The following is a 24,199-nucleotide window of genomic DNA, read 5'->3' on the forward strand; positions in this document are numbered from 1 at the left end:
TCTGTCCTTAAAGTCGTAAGAAAGCCCCAAAGCGATGGCTTTGGGGCAAGCTGTTACTCCACGTTTGTTGCTATTACCGCTTGGCTTTGGGTATTCTGCAGAATACTTTGCATAATTGCGCCGTTGCCTGCCTGCATCATATCTGGCATCAACATTTCCTCATGCTTACCAACACCTTGATAGGTAATGACCTCGGCTTCCGACGCTGCATCCCAACTGGCTAGGCGAGCAGCTTCTACATGTGCATTTTGCTCGACGATAAAGTGTAGTTTTGCGTGAACCTGACCTAGATTTTTCACTTCATAACACCAATCAATATAGTCTCTAGCTTGTGCCAGTGTATGCTCGTGTACCGTATTTGAGCCGGTGTGGCGGGCGAAATGTGCTTTTAACTCTTGCTCAAAGTGCGCGAAGTCTTGCTCCCGCATTTTGATTGTTTCGGTGATCCTGAATGAGTCTAAGATCACCACATCCCCGACACGTTGACCCCGGCTTTCCAGCTCCTTAGCAATCTCAAAGGCTAAATTACCGCCAAGGGAATATCCAAATAGGGTATAGGGACCATGAGGTTGAATTTGCATAATTTGGTCGGCATAGTCGCTAACCTTAGTGTCACTTTCGAGGTAATTAAAAGAGATCACTTCAGTGTTAGGTAAGGCGTCGGCAAATGCTTTGTAAACAATGCTGTAACCACCCGCTGGCGGCAGCGCAAATAAACGAGCAGTTTGGCCCGCATTGAAGATAAGGTAAGGGGATGCGCCCGTTTCTTTTCCGGTTACTACATCTTCAATTGCACTCGCCATGCCATGTAAGGTTGTAAATCTAAATAGCTGATTAACTTCCATTTTGATGCTGAAGGCTGATTGGATCCTGACCATTAGCTCAATCAAATATAAAGAGTTACCACCAAGGGCAAAAAAGTCATCATGAAGACTAATGGATTTTTGCCCTAGCATATTGGACCAAATCTCAGCGAGCTGCTGCTCAAATAGGGTGGCAGGCGCTACGAATGCTCTTACCAACTCGGCGAGTTCAACCTGTGGCAATGCCGCTGCATCGATTTTACCGTTACTCAGTAATGGAAATTGATCAATAGCAGCCAGCTTACTAGGTACCATATAGCTTGGTAACTGATTCTCTAACTGCTCGAGGACAAACTCAGTACCGACCGCAAGCTCCGACTCAAAGTAGGCAATTAATTGGGTTTGCCCATGTACTTCTATCCCTTTTACATAGCTTCGCTTAATTCCTGGGATCTGGTTGATGCTAGACTCAATTTCTCCAAGCTCAACGCGGTGACCTCGTATTTTTACTTGGTTGTCGATACGTTGCAGAATATGTAGGTTGCCGTGTCTGTCCCATTTACCTAAATCACCCGTTTTATATACCCGTAGGGTGCTATTTTCTGACACGGGAAGTTGGATAAATTGGCTGGAATTTTTCTCTGGATTATTGAGATAGCCAAGACTTACGCCTTGCCCCGCAATTGCAATTTCGCCGACTGCGTTACTGGATACTAATTGGTTTTGCTTATCGAGCAAGATAAGTTGCGTTGCATTGAAAGGCTTGCCGATAGGCACCGTTGCACTGGTTTCTAAGTACTGCTCTGATTCCTCAAAGAAACTACTGTCTATGGTTGCTTCAGATGTGCCGTAGGAGCTAAATAGTCGAGCATCTTCTTGTAGCAATCCTTTGAGTGCGCGGTATTCAGCGATTTGCCATTGCTCAGAGCCAACAATCACTCTACGTAAGCTGGTAAATCCAACCTGACTTTGCTTTGCGAATAAGATGAGATTTCGAACCACAGAGGGCACAAACTCAACCGTATCAATCTGCTGTGTCTCAATGAGGTCATACAGCACCGGCATGTTCAGCATCATATTTTTAGGACACAACACTAAGTGCTTCGCATTGTAAAATGCGCGCGCGAGATCGCCACAAAACACATCAAAGGTTGGGCTGGCCAATTGTAAATGATGAGAGGTGGGTGCTAAATCAAATTGGGCTAACCAGTCCACAGCGATCGTCGCCCAGTTTTGATGGCTAACCTGGACAGCTTTTGGCGTACCCGTAGAGCCAGAAGTAAAGACAATATACGCGATGTCATTTGGCTGATGATTTAACGCCAAATTGTGCTCGCTGATTTCATCTCGTTGGCTTTGGAAGCTTTCCCAAAGTAGTGTCGGGCAATCTGATGTCAGCGCTTCTTCGCAAAGTAGTAACGCGCAGCGACTTTGCTCAAGCAACAGTTGCTTGCGTTCATTGGGTTGCTGCGGGTCAATTACCACAAAATGATGACCTGCTTTTAATGTAGCGATACAAGCAACAACTAATGCGATAGATTTTTCAAAATGTAAGGCAATCGTTTGACTAGGTTGATTATCTAGCTGTGAATTAATTAGTCGCGCCAACTGATTTGCCTGACCGTTCAGTTCGCAATAGCTCAAAGTAGCAGCCAGTTCTCCGGCATTTGTTGCACAGGCAATGCTGAGGGCAGGAAGCTCAGGGCTATGTTGCGCCGCATTTTCTATTTGGCTGACCAAAGTCGGTAATGCAGGTGCGTTTTGTTGACTTTCAGCAAATCTCGCCAAGGCATCTATTGCGTCTGGGCTTGTTAAGGCAAGCTCCGAAAGTGGCCGATTTGGACTGTCAACGACCATTCGCGTCAGTGCGATATAGTCCCGAGCCAGCTGCGCTATCGTTTCGGTTTCGAATAGATCGGTATTATATTTTAATGTGCCTTTGAACACGCCATTTTCTTCATAGGTCGAAAGCGTAATGTCAAATTGACCTTCTTCTTCAGGCAGTTCCATGAACTGCATAGGAAAGCCCTTATAGTACGCGACATTATTTTCATCCATATGTGATTGCTCAACGCGGTGATTGAGCATCACAAACATGACCTGAAATACCGTAGAGCGGCTGGCATCATGTTCAATACCAAGCTTATCCACTAACAGCGCAAACGGATATTCTTGGTGATCTAGTGCGTTGAGGGTAATGTCTTTCACCTGCGCTAAAAGCGAAGTAAAGTGCGTTTCAGGATCAAACCTTGCGCATAGCGGTAGGGGATTCACAAAGTAACCATAGACGTTTGAAAACTCTGGATTTGTACGGCCGGCCACAGGACTACCTATAATGATTTCATCTTGCTGAGTATATTTATGCATGACTGCGTAATAGATGCTAAGCAACGCCATAAACATGGTGGAACCTTGTGCCTTTGCAAGGGCATTTAACGAAGACGTAAGGGCTTTATCTAACTCAAAATGATATGAATCACCAACGTTGGTGAGTACCGCAGGTCTAGGTTTGTCGGTTGCAAGGTCTAATACGGGGATCTCAGCAGGTAAGTGATTCTGCCAAAACTTATAGTTTGCCGCGCCACGTGGAGAATGAACAAAGCGTGTTTCCCAATCGACAAATTTTTCATAGCTTGACGTTATCTCGCTGAGTGCTAACGGTTCACTTTTTGCAAAATGCGCATACAGTGACTGCATTTCATCGATAAACATGTAATTTGACCATGCATCTGAGATGATGTGATAAATCGTCACTGCAAAGTAGTAGCTTTGATCATTCTGCTTATACAAATACAGTCTAAACAGCGGGTCGTGCTCAAGGTCGAAAGGCTGTTCATTGTCTGCAATCATCATAGGTTGAATATCTTCCCAAGACTTACCATGTACATCAATGACTTGCAGTGCATCCTCGCGATGAGTCCAGACTCTTTGATAGGGTTCGCCATCTTTAAAGAAGAAGTTTGTTCTTAACATTGGGTGGCGAGCTACCACAGCACTAAGGGCTTTTTTCAGCGCGTCGATATTCAGGGCACTAGGAATGTGCATCGCGCCGCCGATATTGTAGGAAGCGCTAGTTGGGTTGAGTTGATTGATAAACCAAATCGCTTTTTGTCCATAGGAAAGTGGGAACTCAGCTTCCACATTGGCATCAGGTACGATAACAGAGTTAACCTTGGTCTCGGAAACCGGCTGAACCTGCGATGTTTCTGTGGTTATGACTTCAAAGCCAAGCGACTCCACGAGTTTGTCATTAAGCTCTATACTTAATTCGTTGATAGATGCACCACTTAGAAGGCGTACAATCGTTAGGGTTTCACCAAAATGAGTGGTGATCTTATTTCTCAGCTCTGTTGCCATAATAGAGTCAATACCGAGATTACCGAGCGATAGATCTAATTCCACTTGCTCTCGTTTACAGCGTAATACTTGGCTGACAGCGTTAGCGAGATGATCGGCAACAAGCGGTAATCGAAGCGCGCTGTCTGTTTGCTGGTATAGAGGAGCAAACTCTTGCTCTTGGTGGCTTTGCTTATCGTTTTCCTGGGTAGCCAAGTGACTAAATAAACTCGGCTTTCCTGCATACCAATTGGTTACTTTGGACCAATCGGCGTCACACACTAAGAGTTGAGGTTGCTCTTGGTCTAGAATACGTTCAAGCACAGCCATCCCCGCACTTGGTGAGATGCAGTTCATGCCCCTTTGGTTCTTGTAATGTTCGGCGAGACCCAACTCTTCAATCATACCAATAGCCCAAGGACCCCAGTTGATACTCAGCGCCGGAAGACCCTGATTGCGACGGTAGTGGGCGAGGGCATCTAAGAAAGCATTGCCAGAGGCATAGTTTGTTTGTCCTGCGGTAGTGACTTGAGCCGCGACAGAGGAGAAGAGTACAAAATGTTCAAGGTCAACTTTACTGAGTGCTTTGTGAAGCATCAACGCACCAATCGCTTTGGTGTCAAACACACCGTCAAATGCTCTGGTATCCATATTGTCAAGTAAGGTGTCATTGACGATACCAGCACAGAAAAATAATCCGTTGATCGGTGCTTGTGCACTTAGATGATAAGACTCAAGGGCCGCATGAAGTTCACGCTCTCGAGTTAAGTCTGTCTGCCATAATGAGACATTAACACCTTGACTCTCAAGGTGTTGAATAAACCGAACGCGCTCATAGTTACGGTCGGTTGAGGTAAGTTCTGACCAACTCTTACGCTCAGGTAACTGACTCCTACCAAGCAAAATAAGATTTCGAGCACCTCTATCGACGAGTAGCTGACAAACTAACTGTCCGATTGAACCAAATGCACCAGTGATCAACTGTGCTTTATGGCTTTGCACGCGAGTCGGGAAGGCGGGTTGAAGTGATGTTGCCAGCTCTAAACGAGCAACATAAGCCTGATTTTCCCTAAAGGCCACTTCCCCTTCTTGGCGGTCACTTAATAATCTGGCTGTGATATGTTCGGCATCATTTTGGCCATCAACATCGATGAGGCCACCCCAATTATCAACCAGTTCTTGCTGTGCGAGCACTCGGCTAAATCCAGTTAACGAAGCGGACATCACCGCGGTAAGTTGCTCGCTATTAACGAGGCTGGCGTTGCGTGTTACCACGTAAAGCGGGAATTTACAGTCTTGTTCAATTACGGTTTTGGCTAGATTTAACAATGAATGTAGCGACTGACGTTTTTCTCTTTGCAGTTGAGCAAGAGTTAGTGATTCTATCGCGCTGTTATCTAGACTAAAGCAATGCACAACGCCACGAATTTCTTGTTTGCCCAAAGTCTCGATAAGTTGTGACAGGTGATCCCGTGAATCGGGAACTAGCCATGCATGACAATGGTCTCTGTCGATATCAAAGTATTCACCAGATTTAACGATACAGCTAGAGTGGCCAAGCTTTACTAAACGTTCGGCTACCTGTTCGGCTGTTCCTGATTGATCTGCGAGGAGCACCCAACGACCCGATGTGTCGGTTTCTTGTATTTCCTGCTCGGGCTCTGCAAGCCAATTAACTTGGTAAAGCCAGCTATCTATGGTTCTGGTGGTGATCCCACTTGCAGCGGAGTCAACGCTTTGTGCAATAAAGTTTTTGATAACACCAAAGACTTGACCAGACTCATCACAGAGGTATAAATCACCGACCGTTTTTTCGTCGTCACGATGAGTGATTTGGGTATAACACCAAAAATCAGTATTGTTCTGCCCGCAAAGCAGGATCTGCTCTAGCATCACAGGTAAGCGGATAGAGAATTGCTGAGCATTAGCACTTGCAAGCTCTGTAAATACTAACGTCTGGAAGCACGCATCTAGTAGACTTGGGTGTAGGGTAAATTGTGTTGTTCGCTCAAGTTGAGTAGGCCAAGAGATTTTGGCAAGCACGCCGTTGTCTGTTGCCCAGAGCTGTTCAATGGCTCTAAAACATGGACCATATTCGTAACCAAACTCTTTTAGGTGTGCATAAAACTCATCGTGCTGCTGCGCGCTGGTAGCGGCACTACGAATAGCATTGAGATCAATAGGCTCAGCAAGGTTGGCGCTTTGTACTCGGCGGATTGTCCCTTGAACATGGCGGGTCGTTTTACCATCTTCAAGGCTTACCACTTTAAAATTCGGTTCATCATGGTGCAGAATGAATTGCACATTGGGAGCGTGTTCATTATTCAAAAATAACGCTTTATCGATGACAAAGTGGTCGAGTGCATAGCTGCCATTGCCCCAAGTCTCTTTGGCTGCAGCATACGCCATTTCAATAAAGCCAGCAGCGGGGAAGAGGGTATTGCCTTGGATTTGGTGACAGCTTAAAAAACTATCGCGATTTGTGTCGGTTACCGCGTTCCAAACATGTTCAGCTTCACTGCGTTTACGGCCCAAGAAAGCATGGTTACTTTGCCCTAAACGCACTTGATTAAAGTACTCAGGCTCGGTCCAAAAGCGTTCTTGCAAGAACGGGTAAGTTGGCAACGTAGTGAACTTACCTCGACCATTTATGGCTGACCAATTTAATTCAAAGCCTAAACCAAACAGTTGAGCTACGGCGTGGTAATAGGTGTGTTGCTCGTCGGATTTACGGCGCATACTCGAGACGACAACGCTTGAGCAACTTTGTTCTTCTGCGGTTTCGGCAATAGATGCGCCAAGCACAGGGTGTGGACCTAGTTCCAAAAATGCTTGGTAACCTTGTTGTAATATTGCACGGGTGGCATCAACAAAACGCACGGCTTGGCGGACGTTGAGCCACCAGTAGTTAGCATCAAGCTCAGGCCCCTCTGCAAGTGTTCCTGTTACCGTTGAATACAATGGAGTATGTGCGGTGTTAGCTTGAATACCAGCTAAACACTCGAGCAATTCGGTCTTAATCGGTTCCATAAACTGGCTGTGATAGGGCACTTCAACACGGAGAAACTTGCAAAACACACCAGCTTCGCTCAGTTGTGCTTCGATACTGTGTAACGCATTTTCTTCACCAGCTAGGGTGACAGAGTTTGGACTGTTTACCGCTGCAATTTCAACTTGGTCGTTGAGATAAGGCGTGACATCACTGTCTGAGAGCCCCACCGCCATCATTTTTCCTGTGTTGCGGCACTGATGTTGTAAACGGCTACGATGGACTACGATGGTGCAAGCATCTTTTAATGAGTAAACTCCAGCTTCATAAAATGCCGCGGCTTCACCGGTACTGTGGCCAACAATGACATCAGGGGAAATGCCGTGTTGACGCCACATTGCTGCAAGTGCAACTTGCACGGCAAAGTTTGCCGTTTGAGCAAGCCAAGTATATTGCATGTTTGACGCTGATTCATCGGCAAGCATTTCATCAACCAATGACCAATCTGTAAGCGCTGACATATAGCTATCACACTCATCGATCATCGCTTTAAAAGTTGGCTCTGATTGGTACAGCTCACGGCCCATTGCCCACCATTGTGGCCCCATGCCGGTGAAAACCCACACGAGTTTTTGCTCATCTTTTTTCAGTGTGCGCAATGTACTGGCCGCCGCAAATTCAGCATCATGACTTAATGTTTGCAGTTGTTGTTGCAGATCCTCTGCATTTTTAAAACAAATTGCATGACGATATTGATGGTGTTCACGGCGCTCACCCAATGTGTAGATAATATCATTGAGTGATGCATCGCTGTCTTGTAAAAATTCATTATGCGCTTTAGCATAACGATGGATCCCGTGTTGATCTCTTGCACTCAGTGGATAAAGCTTTAAGCCATTCTCGTTTGCTGGAGGCATTGATGGTACTTCTGGCGCAACAAATTCTTGAATAACCGCGTGGGAATTGGTTCCACCGAAACCAAAGGAGTTTACCCCCGCAACGGCTAAACCTTCATGCTTAGGCCAAGGTGTAAGTTTAGTGGGGATTTCATACGGTGCATTGGCGTAATCAATCTTAGGATTAATTGATTTTAAGTGTAAATGCGGTGGGATCTGTTTGTTTTGAATGGCTTTGACCGCTTTGAACAAACCAGCCATACCAGCGGCTGCCTCGGTATGGCCAATGTTGGTTTTTACCGAGCCAATGTAGCATTTATCGTCTTGATCACGGTTGATCCCAAGGAGTGTACCAACTGACTTTGCTTCAATTGGGTCGCCAACAGGCGTGCCTGTGCCGTGCATTTCAATGTACTGCACTTTACCGGGGTCAATATTCGCTTTGGCATAGGTTTCTTTCATCAAGCGCAATTGGGCATCGCCGTTTGGCACCGTGATCCCTTGTGTTTTACCGTCTTGGTTTACACCGGTGGCTAAGATCACCGCATGAATTGGGTCGCCATCCTTAATCGCATCATCTAAGCGCTTGAGCACAACGACGCCGGCGCCTTCAGCGCGGACATAGCCGTTTGCGGAGTCGTCAAAAGCATGAGAAAAACCAGTCGGAGATAAGAAACCGCCTTTAGACTCGGATACTGTATATTGTGGTGCCAAATGTAATAACACACCACCTGCGAGCGCCATATTACTTGCACCGGTCTGTAGACTCTTACAGGCCATATCTAGCGCGACAATGGAGGAGCTACAAGCAGTATCAATGGACATGCTGGGACCATTGAAGTCAAAAGTATGAGAGATGCGATTAGAAAGCATCGTCATCATGACACCCGTCGCAGTGTGGGCATCAATGTTGTCAAAATCTGGGTTAGTGAATTGCATGATTTTATAATCAAGCGTAAACCCACCCATAAAAACACCGACCGACTCTCCTGCGAGTTCAGATGGCTTTTGCCCACCATCTTCCAACGCTTCCCAAGTTACCTCCAGCAATTTACGTTGTTGAGGGTCCATAAACTCGGCTTCACGAGGCGTGATCCCAAAAAATGCTGGATCAAACTTATCGATACCATCGATATAGCCTCCCCATTTTGAGCTTAATTTTCCTTTATTCGCCTTTACAGACGAATAATGAGTATCGGTATTCCATCTAGATTCTGGGGTTTCTATGATGCAATCGACACCATGTTTAATATTTTCCCAAAACAATTCTGGACTATTCGCGTGACCGGGGAAACGACAACCCATGCCAATAATTGCTATCGGTAGAGTGTCGTTTTCGGGGCGAACAGCGTGTTCATTTTCGATTGCCATGATGCATTCCTTGAAGTTATCTATTTTCTATTAATTAGCGAAGTTGCAGCCGTTCATCTTGAGCGGTTGAGTGAACATGAAGCGTAGGGTAGAGCAGGCGTTTATAGATGCCATAGTAAAGCTGTTGAAGCTGGATTAAGTCGGATGTTGTTGTGCGTTCATCTACTTGATGAATGGTTTTGTTCACCAGTCCGAGCTCTAGTACTGAGGTTGATATTTCAGCAATAAAGCGGCCATCCGACGTTCCCCCAGCGGTCGATAGTTTTGGTGTGAAATGACATTGGCTATTGATTTCATCACAGACGATAGCGAGGGATAGAGAAGGGGTCTCATCATTATTTACGCAGTAATAGGGTTTGCAGGGGTTGCTGGTTGTTAATGCATAATTGAGTGTATGCTTTTCGATGGTTTCTCTCACCTGCTGGACCAATTCATATTCGTTGTATGCAGGCGTATAACGAATATTGAAATTTAACTGACATCGGTTTGGAATGATGTTGTCAACAAAATCACCAGAATTTACATGGGTGAATTGTAACGTAGTTGAGTCAAAGTTATCACAGTGTTTAGACCAATCCATCGATAATAGTCCTTGCATAATATTTTGCGCTAGATGGATGGCATTAGTCGCTTTTTGAGGGTAAGCCACATGTCCACTTTTACCATGTAAATTGACGGTAAAAGACAAAGCGCCTCGACGACCGACTTTCAGTGTGTCTGCTACTTGCGCTTCTGAGCTTGGTTCTCCGACCAAGGTAAAATCAAACGTAATACGTTGTTGTTTTAAAAAATGAGCGATCCGCTTGGTTCCGTGTTCTGCTTCGCCTTCCTCGTCGCTGGTGAGTAGCAGCCAAAGCTCCTTTTCCGGTACTCCAAAGTCTGCCACCAAAGCTTCGATTGCACAGAAAAAAGCGGCGATGGCACCTTTCATATCAACAATACCTCTGGCGAAGAGGTAGCCTTTGTGTTCTGTCAGCTTAAAAGGGTTAAACTGCCAATCTTGTGCACTTCCGGCTGGTACGACATCGGTATGACCAAGAAAAGCAAATCTAGCGTCACTATTGTTACCTATGCTTGCAACTAAGTTACTCACATCACGAACAGGTAAGTGCTTGATTGAAAAACCCAAAGTCCGTAGCTCTTGTGCTAACCACAGCTGACAACCAACATCATCCGGCGTGACTGATTTAAATGCGATTAACTGTCTCGCGATGTCAACAACGCGGTGGCTGGCATGTTTATCCTCATCAATACCTTGAAGCTCATCATGTAGAGCTTCGATATCCTCTTGTGCTTCAGAGATAAGTTCAAAACAAGTGTTTGAAGAAAAGTCATTCATCTCAAAAAACCTTAATGCAGAAGTATGGTAAATAGGTAATTAAAAATGGCGCTGTACACATTTTAATTACATGGCGTTCACAAGTTGCGTATTCAAACATTGAAATTATTCAGATGCTAATGATTTTATTTTGACTAAAATGACCTAAATAAATTAATTGTTGCTTTTTATAACATAATTTTTTTTGTTACTTTCAATACTGTTTAGCTAGTTTGTATATTTGAATTTTACTGAATTAAGTTTGGTGTAAATGCTCTATATGTCGATATTTTGAATGTATAAAAAATAATTATCCTTAATAATCATTGTTAGTGTCTTATTGCTTAATCCATATGTTGTGTTATTCGAAATTTAAAAAAAGTACGGTGTTTAGGTTAATGAAATTGTAACGCTTTAATTTGTTCTGGTTTATTGTATAAAGCGCGCTATTCAGATAAGTGGAATTAATTTTTCTTATTTCTTTTTATTGTTTTTTTGTTGTTTTATATGTTTATTTATTCTAAATGGTGAGGGGCCAAAAGTTGTGCTATTACGTAAATGGGCAAGGCTTTTGTGATGAGGCTTTAAAGTTGAAATTGTTTTTATAAGTTTAATGAATTTATTCTTGAGTTGTCATATTTAATGAATAAAATAGCAAGCGCTATAGAGTTTTTATTCAATACTTTGACTGTTACAGCTTTTTGCTGTTTTTCTATAGCGTTGATTGTTAATTAAGGATGAAAAATGAAAAAGCTAATCACTGCACTAATTGCGTTCACCGCATTGTCTGCGTCTGCTCAAGAAGTAGAAGAAGCGAAAGCACTCGTTACACAACAAAACATTAAAATTGTTGCCATTGGTCAAAGTGGCTGGGATCCAATTTGGAGAGAGCCTACCTGTAGCATCCAAAAAACAGATGAGGATGCGGTCGGTAATGCTTACATGATCAGTCATTACGACATGTGTTTATGCCAAAACAGTAAAAAAGCGAGCTATCTGATTGAAGATACTCAAAGCAACCCTAAGCAAGCTGCGGTTATTTGTTACTTAGAGCAGTAAGCTAGCCAACAGCAGCAGAGCAAAGTGTTTGCACTTTACTCTGCTTTTATCACTCTATTTCCTTGAAGTTCAAATTAGCTAAATTACTTGCCTAATTTCCGATCGCGCTGACTGCCGTTAAGATTAAGACAATCCCAAGCGTTTGTAGCATCGAAGTCGTGTGGTTGAATACAATCTACAAACTGCGCCTCGACCGGATAAATAAAAGAAAGAATAGCAATTAATGTGGCGTTTAAGCGCTGTTAGAAAACAACAGCGAGTGTCTGTTGCTGAAATGGTTCGTGCTGTGAATATGTCTTCACCGAGTGTGAATGAGCGCATGAAACGTATGGAAGAGTATGGGGTAGTTAGTAAATATACAGTATTGAATTAGACCCAGAAAGCTTTGATTACCCGCTGACAGCGATTGTGCGTATTCGTCAGCATCCCGGTAAACTAAAACGACTTGAAGCGATGATCCAAAATATTCCGGAAGTGATTGAATGTGACAAAGGGACGGGAGAGGATTGTTTTTATGTGAGGCTGTGTTTTGAGAGTATGCCTAAGTTAGACGAAATTCTGGATAAAGTTTCCACGCTGGGCTGGGCGATACCTACACATCGGTGGTGAAATCAACAATAGTCGAACGTAGAAACGTGCCATATCAGATCCGCAAAAGGTAATCGCTAAGTATGGCGAGCGATAAAGTTTTGACGGAATTAGCAATGCACAGCTAAACGTCAAAAAAAATTTATAGTTTGTCACACTTTTTATAGCAATCCTGCCATCAATCTGGTTTTGAGTATGTTAGTATCCGTGCAGCAGTTTTTTACGAGATAGATTATGTTTCAACCAGTTAGCCTCTTTGTTGGGTTAAGATATAGCCGTGCTGCGAAAGGCAATGCATTTATATCGTTTATCTCATTTTTCTCAATTGCGGGTATCGCCCTTGGCTTGATGAGTTTGATCACCGTCAGCTCAGTGATGAATGGCTTCGAGCAAACCTTAAAAGCCGCCATGCTTGATTTGATCCCGCATGTGCAAATTAAAGAAAATGAGCAACTTGATCAAAATAAATTACAAGCCATTGAAAACCATCCGTTGGTTAAGCAAGTTTCGCCATATGTTGCAAGTGACGTAATTCTACAAACCAATCAAGACTTGGTGGGTGTACAACTTCAAGGGCTATTTCAAGGGTATGAAACAGCGTTAGATGAATCTGTACGTGCAGGTAGCTTAACTCGATTGTACGAGCAAAAATACCAAGTGGCCCTGAGTCGCTATTTAGCCAATAAACTTGGCGTAAGCGTTGGTCAACAACTCCGCGTGATCATGCCTGAATTCACCACATACACACCACTTGGCCGCACGCCGACGCAGCGCTTATTCACCGTAGCTGCGATATATGATGGCCAAAGCGAAGCTGATACTTATTTGGCATTTGCCGATGGGAAGAGTTTACAGCGGCTAATGCGTAAGAAGCCAGAGCAATACGACCTTAACATTCATTTATATGATGCTTTTAGCCTGCCAGATTTTTATCAGCAAGCGGACAGCTTGTTGCAGGGGCTCAAGACGCAAGATTGGCAAACTCAGCAAGGCACATTGTTTGCGGCGGTTGCAATGGAAAAGCGCATTATGTCGCTACTGCTTGGTCTTATTGTGATAGTGGCGGTGTTTAATATCATTTCAGCGCTATCTATGATGGTGAGTGAGAAGCAAGGGGAAGTAGCTATTTTGCAAACGCTTGGTTTTACACCCCAAATGATAGCAAAAGTGTTTATGGCGCAAGGGATGTATAACGGCGTTTTTGGCACACTCATTGGTGTTGCTGGTGGATTATTGCTTTCGAACAATATTAATGAGGTGCTCCACCTCGCAGGCCTTCAGTTGCTTGGTGGCGCTGAACTTCCGATCAAAATAGAACTAACAGATTTAACGATTATGGCAGTGGGCAGCATATTGCTAAGCTTTTTAGCAACCTTGTATCCAGCTAAACGCGCGTCGAGTGTGCTGCCAGCAGAGGTATTAAGATATGAGTGATTTAGTCATTGACTGCCAAGATTTGGTCAAAAGCTACCAAGATGGTAAAGCCGAAGTAACGGTATTAAAAGGCGTTGATTTATCTGTAACCCAAGGTGAGATGCTTGCAATTGTAGGTAGCTCGGGCTCAGGTAAAAGTACTTTACTGCATATTCTAGGTACCTTGGATAAAGCGTCCACAGGCAGTGTAAAAATTAAAGGTGTGGAAGTTGGTAAGCTGTCACGTAAAAAGCAGGCGGAATTCAGAAATAAGCACTTGGGTTTTATCTATCAGTTTCATCATTTGTTGATGGAATTTAGCGCGGTTGAAAACGTGGCGATGCCGTTATTAATTGCCGGTAATAAAGCAAAACAAGCCCGAGAAAAAGCATTACACATGCTCGATAAAGTGGGCTTGAGTCATCGTGCTGATCATAAGCCTTCAGAGCTTTCTGGGGGGGAGAGACAGCGTGTTGCGATAGCGAGAGCGTTAGTAACAGAACCTGATTTGGTGCTAGCTGATGAACCAACCGGCAACCTTGATAAGCATAATGCGCTTAGGATCTATGACCTCCTAGCTGAACTCAATCAGCAACTAAAAACCAGCTTTGTTGTTGTAACACACGACTTAGAGTTGGCAGATAAGCTTGGTCGTGCAGTGCAACTGGACGATGGCAAAGTAGGTGTGTATCAGCATGCTTAGTTATTTTTTAAGCAAACGCTTTAGAGAGTCTAAACGTCAGCTTGGCTTTATTGGTTTTTTAACCCGTGCTTCTACGCTTGGTGTAATGCTGGGTATGGCAGTATTGATAGTCGCACTTTCTGTGATTAATGGTTTTGAAGAACAATTAGAGCAGCGCCTGTTGTCGGTGGTGCCGCAAGTGAGTTATCAAGCACCTTACGACCCTATTCAAGCGTGGCAGCAAAAAGTAGAGCTCTTGGAGGGTCAGCGTGGCGTCGTAAGCGCGACGGCTGAAATTAACTTAACAGCCATGCTGCAATACAAAGGCACCTTAAAAGCGGCGCAGTTAAAAGGGATCGCACCGAATAGGCATCATACGGTGTCGAGCATAGGTGATTTTATAAAAGACTCAGAACTAAAGGCACTAAAACCGGGTGAAGTGATCATCGGCAAAGGGATAGCTGACAAGCTTAGCGTCGTGGCTGGCGATAATATCCAACTCTTGGTTGCTAACAAACATTCGGATAACCCGCTCGCTGCGCCAAAGCGATTAACGGCGACGGTGGTGGGGCTTATCGATATGGGCGGACCACTTGACCAAACATTAGCCTTAGTGCCACTTAACGCACTGCAAGAAGTGATGGGTTTTAGAGAAGATCAAGTAACGGATTTGCGTGCCAAGGTGAGTGATGTGTTTCAGGCACAACAAATCGCGACATCAGCGGGTAGGGCATTACCTGATTTAGTGTACGTATCGTCTTGGTTTCGCACGCAAGGCGGACTGTATCAAGATATTCAGATGGTGCGCACTATCGTCTATCTCGTGGTATTTCTGATCATCGCTGTAGCGAGCTTTAATATCGTCTCTTCTATGGTGATGGAAGTAAAAGAAAAGCGGGCGGATATCGCTATTTTGAAAACCATGGGCGCACAGGACAGTACGATTTTTTCGACTTTTGCGCTACAAGGTGTGACGTATGCAGGGATTGGTGCATTGCTAGGCACTGGGATCGGCATTTTTATTGCTATTAATATTCCCGATATTTTTAAAGCTTGGATCAATATGAGTGATAGCAATCCGCTTGAAGGCGTCTACTTTATTGAATACTTACCGAGCAAAATAATTTGGACAGACATTTATATCAGTTTAGTCACGACTTTTGTTATGGCAGTCGTCGCAAGCTTATATCCCGCTTGGCAAGCCACCAAAACGGATCCTGCCAAGGTCCTGGGAAATGGGTAACATCTAATGGGCCGACACGTCCATTCGTCATGGCTTCATCTCATTTGCCATGACATGCGCATTGTAGGTCGGCCTTTAGGCCGACATCTAATGAGCCGACACCTATAGGTCGAAAACCCACCAATTACAAGCTTTGAGCGTAATGATAAAGGGCTTTTAAGATCTGCATATTGCGCTCATTACCTTCATTCTCTGCGACTAAATTTTCAAGCTCCAGCATAAAATCTTCGGCTGAAATTGAAGGGTTATCTTCATTATGCATCAACTTGTTTTGGCAATATTTACGCCATTTATCAAGCTCTACAGGTGAGAGCGACTGCGGCCAGTTTCTTGCACGATAGCGAAACAGCAAAGTGTTAAATTTACTGTCTTCAAAATCCAGTTCAATGGTTGCCAACTCTTCAGGCGATGCATTGCGAATGATTGCAAATTTGGCTTTATCGGCCTTACTGGTGAAACCATCGTAGAGTTGATAATCCGGATTACTTGGTTTCTCGAATCCCTTTTCATCGCTAAAGACTTCTGCAACTTTATCCCTTAGCTCTGGACGTGCTTTAAGGTACTTTAAGTTTTCAAGGCATTGCTCGCGGTCAATTCCAAGCCTTGCTGCATTTTCTGGCAGGAGGGTCTTAGCTGGTGCTACCAGCGGGCATTTATTGATATGTACTAGTTTTAATCCAACTGGGAGTTCATCATCACCCAATTCACCGCGTTTTGTATAAAGTCGTTGTTTGAGCGCCTCAACGTCAAGGTCATTCAACACTTGCGGCGACTGCGTTAAGTCAAAGCAGATCACAGCATTGTTATTGACCGGGTGAAAACTCATCGGGGCAATCCAAGTGGTGCAACCCTGTTGTGCTGGAAACATAGAAGAAACGTGTACTAGAGGCTGCATATTGAAAACGTCGACTAGGCTCGATACCGCTTTTTTATGTCTGTGATTAAAGTAGAACTCATACAGTTTTGGCTGCTTGGCTTTAATCAATTTTGCCAGTGAAATCGTTGCGGTAACATCACTCAAGGCGTCGTGCGCTGCGCCGTGCTCAATGCCATTGGCGACGGTTAAGTGTTCCAGTTTAAAACTCGGATTGCCATCTTCTCTGGTTGGCCATTCTATTCCTTCTGGGCGAAGCGCATAACAGGCTCTTACCAGATCTATGATGTCCCAACGACTATTGCCATTTTGCCATTCACGCTCATAGGGATCATAAAAATTACGATAGAGGCTATAACGGGTCAGCTCATCGTCAAACCGAATACTGTTATATCCGGCAACGCAGGTTTGTGGTTTTGCAAATTCAGCGTGGATCTTTGCCATAAACTCGGCCTCGGTCAGGCCTTTTTTTAGTGCTACCTGTGGTGTGATCCCAGTGACCAAACAGGCTTGAGGATGCGGGAGATAGTCAGGCGCTGGTTGACAATACTCAATCAGTGGCTCACCAATAATATTGAGGTCTAGATCCGTTCTGATCCCAGCAAATTGACTTGGCCTGTCTTTTTGTGGCGTCGCCCCCCAACTCTCGTAGTCGTGCCAGAAAATAGTTGGGATGTTCTGGGCATTATTTGGTGTATCTGATTGGTTTGTATTTGTCATAAAATCAAAAAGTTATTCTACTGTTTTTGTTTGTTTTAGTTACCGATAGATAGGCATTATCGCATAGAGGCGCGCTTAGAGTAAGGCATAACCATGGCGGATTGTCTTATTAAAACAAATCAGAGCGGTAATTGGGGAAGCTACGTCACTTATTGACAATCAAACTGCCCAATTACCTATTGTTCAATCACTAAATCGCGATTAAAAGCGCTTTCTTTGAAAGTTTCTCCACATAGCAACTGTTATAACTATTAATAGAGCTGAAACTACAATCAAGACATTAAAATTAAGTGTGTGGTTTTCGCGGGGCGTGACTAGCAAACTTGCAATAGTGCCGCCAGAGGCTATCGCAAAGTGCTGTATCGCATTTTGCAGACTAATAAAGGTGCTACGCTCTTCTGCGTGAAGTGAGGTTATGAGTTCTGTCACTAAGATCATAGAGCGGGTAGCGCTTGCAATCACAAACAAGGTAAAAAGTCCGGCTGCAAAAATAGTTGAGCCTATAGTAAAACCAAACAAGGCCGCCAATATCATCAAGGCACTAAGAAAGTATATTAAGTATGAGGTTGTGTGATTGTTTAGCTTACTTCGAGCGTATAGCTGAACTGCAACAAACGAACACACACCACTAAATAAATAGCTCGCGCTTAGCATCGAGCTTGAGATGTTTAAGTTGGTAATTAGCATCACCGGAAATTGAGTTGAAACTGCAAATGTACTTAGCACCACAAAAAATGCGATGAATAGCGCGTACTTAAGAGTTTTGGTCGGGTTAAAGGCGTTGCTTGGTATTGGGGTGCTATCGCTGCTTTGCGAAGCTTGCTTTATGTTTGAGAGAAATATAAATGTAAATAATAGCGCTGTAATGGCTAAGCTACTTCCCAGTATCAAGAACCCCAACTGCCAGCCTTGATTTGCTGTGATAAATAATAGCGCAGGGATCCCAATTGCCAAGGCGAGTGGAAAGGCACTTAGCAGTATCGCGGTGTCTTTTTTCTTGTCGTTTTCATGGCTTATCTGGATCACTAAGTTGAGATTGAGTACTACCAGTACGCCGCCACAAATGCCAGTCAACGCACGTACGAACAGTAGGATATAAAAACTATTGAGTGCTGAAGTAAGCAAGGTTAACAACGTAGTTGCTAACAGAAAAATAAAGATCTTGTATTTCTCCTTTGAAAGGTTGCCGGTACCACGCACCCATAAGCAAGCAAAAGCAGCGGCAATTGCATAAGCTGAAACGAGTAGTCCTGAATTTGATGGACTGGTACCTGAACTTAGCGCCATTTCTGCACTAAAGGGCACGATGATTAATGCATCTAACGCGATTAAAAAGTGGATGACAAAACATAACCCAAATTTTGCTTTTGGGCTTGCTAAGGTGGTCATTGAAGCTGAAAACATAGACATCCTTAATTGATATAAACAAAGAAGTCTTGATTGTATTAGCCTTAATAAGGTAATAAAGTGTCTATTATTGAATTTATAAACCCATATTTTGGGCTAATAAAATGATTGATCAGATTGACCCTCAGTGGCTTAACAGTTTCCACTGTGTTTATGAATGCTTAAGCTTCAAACAAGCAGCAGAGTTTCTGGGTATCCCTACCTCCAACGTAAGTCGTCATATCGCACTACTTGAGGAAAAGCTTGATGCAAGATTGTTGGAACGAACAACAAGACGGATCTCAGTGACTGAGGCGGGAGAGCAGCTTTATGCGAGTACTAAGCCGTTAATCGATTCGCTGTCGGATGCGTTGCTAGAAGTCAATAAACACGCCTCTACGCCAATGGGTCATTTGCGTATAGTAATGCCAGATATCCCCATCCTTGGCCAAGCAGTGGTAACCTTTTGCGCTGCGCATCCATTAATTTCAATAAGTTGTGATACCAGCCTGAGTCCAAGAGAAAATCTCTTAGATGGTTTTGATGTCGTGCTCTACTTTCATCGTGGCAAGCTTGAGGATAGCAATTGGGTGGTTAAAGAGCTGGCTCGATTACCAAGCGTCGTAGTGGCAGCTCCCAGCTTGCTAGAAAAGCATACTTCGCCGTATAGATTAGCAGATTTACAATCTCTACCTTGTATTTCAACCCTTACCGCAGTAAACGGTACACCTTGGATATTTACTAACAATGAAAGAAGATTAACAACGGCGAATGTTAAATCAAACTTTAGGGTAAACAGTGGGTTTATAGCTAAGTCTGCCGCGCTTTCTGGGGTTGGGTTTGCCATCTTGCCGTTGAACTCCTGTAAAGCAGAAATTGAGTCAGGCGCGCTGGTACCACTTAAGTTAGAGCAGCAACCGGAAGACCTTGTACTTTATGCGTTCTATGCTGGCCGGAAACATCTGGCCAAAAAAATATCTGCGTTTTTGGCACATTTAGAACGCGCGCTACAATGATTATCTATTGATTTCTACTGCCAGCCAAATCACCATTGAGCGAATCTAGTAATTCAATAAGTGCTTGTGCTTTTTGCTTGTCGATACTTGGAAACTTACAGTGGATCTGCTCGGGAATTGTGGCAGCCTGATGTTGCAAATCGTGGCCCTTACTTTGTCGTTTTACCACTCGTTTGCGCTTATCTTTTTCGTCTTTAACGATACAAAGCAAGGCTTCAGGATAGCGGTGAAATTGGCGGTATCGGTTGGCGATTTAGGCAAAGATATAGTGCGTTAAATCCTTGAAAAAGCTAACGAAACTTGTCCGTATAAATGCTACTCGTAGCAATGTTGCGGTAGAGCTTTCAGTAATATAACCAACCCAAGTGACCCAAAGCCAGCGGGCTTTTACGCTGGCTTATATGTTTTCTATAGGGTCGGTAATTTTAAAGCAATGAATATCACCACCTGTTCTAAAATCTACACGTTTAACTTGCTCAACGATTTCAACCGTATTATACCCGTTAAGCAAACCAAACATGGCTGCTTGTTGGCCTGAGCCGATGGCATAAGATTGCGCTAAGGGTTCAGATTTACAGGTGCCCCTTTTTACACAACCATACCATACGCCTTTTTTAGGGTGGTATTTGATGAATTCCAAACTCTCAATTGTATCAAATTGATTATTTGAAAAATTGTGCTGCAAATTGTATATATCACATGTCTGCCCAGTGCAAAACACTCTCCAACCGTGATAATCAAACCACTTTTGAGCGTTATCGGTAACGATGATCTTGTCGGTAGTGGTTCTACTATCACAGGCTATTTCTGCTGTTTTCGCGTTATAGACAATGGTTGTCATTCCTTTTGACTCCTATGGAATTACATTCGATGAAACCATGCAAATAGTGCAGGTAAAACGCTGATGGTATAAAGGCTTGAATGCTGATTGAATGTTGCACGAGAAGAAGTTTACCTGAGGTGAATGTCCGCGCTTTTATCTAAGGTTAAGATTATAAGAATTTTATCTTGTTATTCAATTGTAAATTAAGTGAACTTTCTTCAATTTAACTTATTACATCTAACTACATGAAATGGGGTGGAATTGACCGTTAGCTCACAATCGTATTTATTACTTCATAAAGTTTTTTCATATCGATTGGTTTTGCGACGTAATCATCAAATCCAAGTTGTTGATAAGTTTCTAAATCTCCCGACATCACGTTGGCCGTGACAGCAATAAGCGGGGTTGTTTTATCTTGTTCCCTGACTTCTGAGCATACTTTTAGGCCATCTTTTTTTGGCATCTGAATATCGACAAAAAAGATATCTGGTTTTAACTCGTGATAAAGCTCAATCGCTTCTTCACCATCCTGAGCTATGACAAGATTTGCTCCAGTTGGTTTAATCATGGCACTAAATATTTTTTGATTAAGTGGATTATCTTCAGCAAGTAGCAGGTTTTTATCTTTCAAGGCGGGTATAGCTTGCAAGTCTTGAATGGTGGAGCGTTCAGGTGCGTCGCAAATATCGAGTACGAGTTCAACTGTAAATTCACTACCAATACCTTCTCGACTCGTCACCGTAACACGGCCGTCCATTAACTCGGCGAGTTGTTTTACAATTGCAAGTCCAAGACCGGTTCCTCCATACTTTCTGGTGGTCGACGAGTCTGCCTGTTGAAATCGATTAAATAGCTTCTTTAGCGCGATTTCGGAAATACCAGCGCCAGTATCTATTACACGAATGGAGAGATGCTTGCCGCCATCTTGCAGTATAACGGTTACAGAGCCATCACTGGTAAATTTAACGGCATTGGATATTAAATTTCGTAGTATCTGCTTTAGACGCAGCGAGTCACCGAGTCGATAAGGGTTTGCGAGCTCCTCAGTATGAATAATAAGGTCAATTTGTTTAGCATTAGCAGTATGGACAAACTCTTGTTTTACTTCAGTGACAATACTTTTGACATCCACCGTTGCTGACTCCATTTTTAGTTCACCAGCTTCAATTTTAGAGAAATCAAGTAAGTCATTGAGTAAGCTAAGTAATGTTTCTGTGGATATCATGCCTTGTGCAATGAGATCCTTGGAGTCTGCTGCATTTCGATGGTGCTTCATTAACTGGAATACACCATAAATACCGTTAAGTGGCGTTCTTAATTCATGGCTCATATTTGCCAAAAAGTGACTTTTTGCACGCTCTGAGCTTTGCGCCTTTATTTTTTCATTTTCAAGAGAGCCTATCTGCTCCTTAATTTGTTTCGCAAGTTGGTTGAGGGTCACTTGAAGCGTTCTTAGCTCTCTAAATTCAAAATCGCTTGTTGCAGAAATATAATGTCCTCGTTTCAATCGTTCGCAATGGCGTTCAAGTGCTTGCATCGGATTGGTCAACCGTTTTGCTAATCGGCGTAAATACCAGGTAAGTAATATCACGAGCATCAAGCCGATAAGTACTATGTATAACACTGCGCGTAAAATATCGTTACTGTATACTTCGGCTTCTCTTTGTAGTTGTAAATCAAGTTCAACAAAATCGTCTTCTAGTGAATAAATAGCACTGCGGTATACTCCTTCAGTGGCATCTGAGGAATGTGTTCCCTCAAGCACAAGGTCTTGACTTGTGAGCCAGATAGAGCCTTTTTTCCGATTGGAATCTAAAAATGCTCCAAGATCGATTTCTAGAAAAATTACACCCGTATATTTGTAAGGACGCATTAACGACGACAATTTTTGTCTAAGGGGAATAGCGAGAAACAACTTGGCCTGATCAGACGGTTTTTGCTCGATGCTTTCAATAGGAACAACTAGCTTGTCGATTTTTAATGTGCGTCGCTGTTGCGAAAGGACCTTGTTAGCATGCTCACTAAATACGGAATTGTTCCAACGTAGGGTATCAAAAGGATATCCTTCTACGGTAAACACAGAGCCGTCGTTGATAAACGCAGACTTCACCATGTCGGTATTGTCGACTAAGTTAGTTAGCGCTTTAACCGCGTATTGAGTAAACAGTAGATCGCTCGGTAAGGTAGATAAAATATGGTCTTCACTTAACGGTGCAACTTGATAGATAAGCTCATTGATTTGCGCTTTAAAATCGCTGATAAGACTTGCGCCAGTGCGTTTAACATCTTCTTGCTCTAAGGTTGCTTTTTGTTGCATCAGGGAAAAGCCAACCATCGCAACCAGTACAACGAGGAAGAGAGAGAATAATGCCGTAATTTTTCTTTTTATTTCATCAACGATGCTGCGATTTGCTTTCATTCTGTCCCGACTTTGTGACGATAAATTGCATATATTGCGTCGTCTCTTCGACACTATACACACCACCTAAATAGCGTGTTAGTCCCTTTAACATAGCTTCCCAAATATAGGCCATAATTGGTTCATTCGGTTGTGGATAGGTTTTTTGCAAAGAGGCAATCAGTTGAGACAGTGCTTTGTCGCCGCGTTTTGTAAGTTCAGCTAAGCTGTCGCCGTTTGCTGGCAGCGCATTGAGCTCATCCCACAGTTTATCTTGTACCTTCTGGCTTTGCATAAAGTCAACAAGCTGCTTTAGATGCGGACCTTTTTTAGATTCTATGCCATTGGCAGGAAAAGCCAGTACATGAGACGATGCTAGAGACATCAGCTGATGATTACCCCACCTTGGTAAAGGCGCGATAGCTAGGTCGTCTTTAAGCTTGTCTTTAAGTTGACGATATGCCCAAATTCCATTCACAAAGTAATCGAGCTTGCCAGTCTTAAAGCGATTCATTAAGCATTGGTAAACACAGTCAGCGTCTATGATGCCGCTGTTGAGAAGTGATTGATAATTGGAAATTGCGAGGCGCATCGCTTTGGTGTCAAGCTGTGGTACGCCTGCCTGAATGAGGTTAGGCTGAAGCGCGTTTGCAAAGGTCACAAACCAATACATTTCATAAAAATTCCAGCCGAGCGTAGGTTTGTCTGCAACAGTTTGCTGTGCGTAGGTTTGTAAGTCGGTAATTGGGTGTGGCACAAGTGCACGGTTGTAATAGAGTACAAGATGGTTGCCATACATAATTGGTACGCCCTTAAGCTCACCATTGACCTTACTGTTCTCAATGACTTTGTGTGTGAGCTTTTTGCTTAACCAATACTCTGGCACCTGAGAAAATTGCAGTTCCGTCAATCCCATATAATCGCTGGGAATAATAACGGCATCTGGTAACTGCAGGGCATCTGCATACAACAATAACTCGCTTTTCAACTGATTGTTGTTAAAGGCAAGAATATTAACTTTAATACCCGTTTTTGCACTGAATTCTTCAAATAACGGCTGAAAATCAAAGTTTTCAAGTCCTACCGCGACATCTATCTCTGGCGGTTCACTTGCACGTGCATGTATAGGGCTATAAACCAGAAGAAGTAACATGAACAGGCAAAACATTCTACCGGGCATATCAATACGCTTCCTTTACGAGCCTAAAAGGCATGTTAATGTTGCTCGGCATAGGGCGTTTCTTACATAAAACTAATCGGATGTGCTTGTTATTGTAGACCAAA

The 24,199-nt window shown here is 43.4% G+C and carries 15 protein-coding genes; 7 read left to right on the plus strand and 8 right to left on the minus strand.

Annotation, left to right across the window (positions count from 1 at the left end):
- Window positions 1-53: 53 nt before the first annotated feature.
- Window positions 54-9,395, minus strand: a complete 9,342-nt coding sequence (locus CKO50_RS15980) for a hybrid non-ribosomal peptide synthetase/type I polyketide synthase (protein ID WP_095728959.1) — start codon at window positions 9,393-9,395, stop codon at window positions 54-56.
- A 34-nt stretch (window positions 9,396-9,429) separates the two neighbouring features.
- On the minus strand, window positions 9,430-10,734 hold the full coding sequence (gene dapE / locus CKO50_RS15985; RefSeq protein WP_095728960.1) for a succinyl-diaminopimelate desuccinylase: 1,305 nt from the start codon (window positions 10,732-10,734) through the stop codon (window positions 9,430-9,432).
- Window positions 10,735-11,457: 723 nt separating this feature from the next.
- Between dapE and CKO50_RS15990 the strand changes: the two genes are divergently transcribed.
- From CKO50_RS15990 to CKO50_RS16010, 6 genes are all read left to right on the plus strand, one after another.
- Window positions 11,458-11,772: a hypothetical protein gene (locus CKO50_RS15990; RefSeq protein ID WP_095728961.1), complete on the plus strand. Its 315-nt coding sequence runs from the start codon at window positions 11,458-11,460 to the stop codon at window positions 11,770-11,772.
- 223 nt (window positions 11,773-11,995) lie between these two features.
- The gene (locus CKO50_RS24780; RefSeq protein WP_255230057.1) at window positions 11,996-12,145 is read left to right on the plus strand and encodes a winged helix-turn-helix transcriptional regulator; all 150 of its coding nucleotides are present in this window, start codon (window positions 11,996-11,998) and stop codon (window positions 12,143-12,145) included.
- Between the two features lie 80 nt (window positions 12,146-12,225).
- A complete protein-coding gene (locus CKO50_RS24785) occupies window positions 12,226-12,381 on the plus strand; it encodes an Lrp/AsnC ligand binding domain-containing protein (RefSeq protein ID WP_255230080.1) in 156 nt (51 codons plus the stop codon).
- 213 nt (window positions 12,382-12,594) lie between these two features.
- Complete coding sequence (locus CKO50_RS16000; RefSeq protein ID WP_095728962.1) at window positions 12,595-13,794, plus strand: lipoprotein-releasing ABC transporter permease subunit; 1,200 nt, start codon at window positions 12,595-12,597, stop codon at window positions 13,792-13,794.
- On the plus strand, window positions 13,787-14,476 hold the full coding sequence (gene lolD, locus CKO50_RS16005; RefSeq protein ID WP_095728963.1) for a lipoprotein-releasing ABC transporter ATP-binding protein LolD: 690 nt from the start codon (window positions 13,787-13,789) through the stop codon (window positions 14,474-14,476). The genes CKO50_RS16000 and lolD overlap by 8 nt, the downstream gene beginning before the upstream one ends.
- Window positions 14,469-15,698, plus strand: coding sequence for a lipoprotein-releasing ABC transporter permease subunit (locus tag CKO50_RS16010; RefSeq protein WP_095728964.1), 1,230 nt, complete (start codon window positions 14,469-14,471; stop codon window positions 15,696-15,698). Before lolD ends, CKO50_RS16010 begins: the two co-directional genes overlap by 8 nt.
- 124 nt (window positions 15,699-15,822) lie before the next feature.
- Here CKO50_RS16010 and sbcB read toward each other — a convergent pair whose 3' ends face one another.
- Together sbcB and CKO50_RS16020 are read right to left on the minus strand one after the other, a co-directional pair.
- A complete protein-coding gene (gene sbcB, locus CKO50_RS16015) occupies window positions 15,823-17,292 on the minus strand; it encodes an exodeoxyribonuclease I (RefSeq protein WP_095728965.1) in 1,470 nt (489 codons plus the stop codon).
- A gap of 201 nt (window positions 17,293-17,493) precedes the next feature.
- Window positions 17,494-18,696, minus strand: a complete 1,203-nt coding sequence (locus CKO50_RS16020) for an MFS transporter (RefSeq protein ID WP_095728966.1) — start codon at window positions 18,694-18,696, stop codon at window positions 17,494-17,496.
- A gap of 107 nt (window positions 18,697-18,803) precedes the next feature.
- On the opposite strand from CKO50_RS16020, the gene CKO50_RS16025 reads away from it, so the two are divergent.
- On the plus strand, window positions 18,804-19,694 hold the full coding sequence (locus CKO50_RS16025) for a LysR family transcriptional regulator (RefSeq protein WP_095728967.1): 891 nt from the start codon (window positions 18,804-18,806) through the stop codon (window positions 19,692-19,694).
- 4 nt (window positions 19,695-19,698) lie between these two features.
- Here the strand turns inward: CKO50_RS16025 and CKO50_RS16030 are convergent, their stop codons facing one another.
- The 4 genes from CKO50_RS16030 to CKO50_RS16045 all read right to left on the minus strand — a co-directional run bounded on the left by CKO50_RS16030 (window position 19,699) and on the right by CKO50_RS16045 (window position 24,095).
- Window positions 19,699-19,863, minus strand: coding sequence for a hypothetical protein (locus CKO50_RS16030; RefSeq protein WP_255230063.1), 165 nt, complete (start codon window positions 19,861-19,863; stop codon window positions 19,699-19,701).
- A 228-nt stretch (window positions 19,864-20,091) separates the two neighbouring features.
- Window positions 20,092-20,535 carry a hypothetical protein gene (locus CKO50_RS16035; RefSeq protein WP_095728968.1) on the minus strand — a complete coding sequence of 148 codons (444 nt, stop codon included), beginning with the start codon at window positions 20,533-20,535 and terminating at the stop codon, window positions 20,092-20,094.
- A 250-nt stretch (window positions 20,536-20,785) separates the two neighbouring features.
- Window positions 20,786-22,936, minus strand: coding sequence for an ATP-binding protein (locus tag CKO50_RS16040; RefSeq protein WP_095728969.1), 2,151 nt, complete (start codon window positions 22,934-22,936; stop codon window positions 20,786-20,788).
- A complete protein-coding gene (locus CKO50_RS16045) occupies window positions 22,911-24,095 on the minus strand; it encodes an extracellular solute-binding protein (protein ID WP_095728970.1) in 1,185 nt (394 codons plus the stop codon). The genes CKO50_RS16040 and CKO50_RS16045 overlap by 26 nt, the downstream gene beginning before the upstream one ends.
- Between the last annotated feature and the right edge of the window lie 104 nt (window positions 24,096-24,199).

The sequence above is a fragment of the Pseudoalteromonas sp. HM-SA03 genome, from assembly GCF_002289345.1.
GTDB lineage: Bacteria > Pseudomonadota > Gammaproteobacteria > Enterobacterales > Alteromonadaceae > Pseudoalteromonas.

Excerpts from the sequence above, each read along its gene's own strand:
- CKO50_RS15990 (WP_095728961.1), top strand. The coding sequence starts at position 11,458 with ATGAAAAAGCTAATCACTGCACTAATTGCGTTCACCGCATTGTCTGCG.
- CKO50_RS24785 (WP_255230080.1), top strand. The coding sequence starts at position 12,226 with ATGATCCAAAATATTCCGGAAGTGATTGAATGTGACAAAGGGACGGGA.
- dapE (WP_095728960.1), bottom strand. The coding sequence starts at position 10,734 with ATGAATGACTTTTCTTCAAACACTTGTTTTGAACTTATCTCTGAAGCA.
- CKO50_RS16025 (WP_095728967.1), top strand. The coding sequence starts at position 18,804 with ATGATTGATCAGATTGACCCTCAGTGGCTTAACAGTTTCCACTGTGTT.
- CKO50_RS16020 (WP_095728966.1), bottom strand. The coding sequence starts at position 18,696 with ATGTTTTCAGCTTCAATGACCACCTTAGCAAGCCCAAAAGCAAAATTT.
- sbcB (WP_095728965.1), bottom strand. The coding sequence starts at position 17,292 with ATGACAAATACAAACCAATCAGATACACCAAATAATGCCCAGAACATC.
- CKO50_RS16045 (WP_095728970.1), bottom strand. The coding sequence starts at position 24,095 with ATGCCCGGTAGAATGTTTTGCCTGTTCATGTTACTTCTTCTGGTTTAT.
- CKO50_RS15980 (WP_095728959.1), bottom strand. The coding sequence starts at position 9,395 with ATGGCAATCGAAAATGAACACGCTGTTCGCCCCGAAAACGACACTCTA.
- CKO50_RS16010 (WP_095728964.1), top strand. The coding sequence starts at position 14,469 with ATGCTTAGTTATTTTTTAAGCAAACGCTTTAGAGAGTCTAAACGTCAG.
- CKO50_RS16040 (WP_095728969.1), bottom strand. The coding sequence starts at position 22,936 with ATGAAAGCAAATCGCAGCATCGTTGATGAAATAAAAAGAAAAATTACG.
- lolD (WP_095728963.1), top strand. The coding sequence starts at position 13,787 with ATGAGTGATTTAGTCATTGACTGCCAAGATTTGGTCAAAAGCTACCAA.
- CKO50_RS16000 (WP_095728962.1), top strand. The coding sequence starts at position 12,595 with ATGTTTCAACCAGTTAGCCTCTTTGTTGGGTTAAGATATAGCCGTGCT.
- CKO50_RS24780 (WP_255230057.1), top strand. The coding sequence starts at position 11,996 with ATGTGGCGTTTAAGCGCTGTTAGAAAACAACAGCGAGTGTCTGTTGCT.
- CKO50_RS16035 (WP_095728968.1), bottom strand. The coding sequence starts at position 20,535 with ATGACAACCATTGTCTATAACGCGAAAACAGCAGAAATAGCCTGTGAT.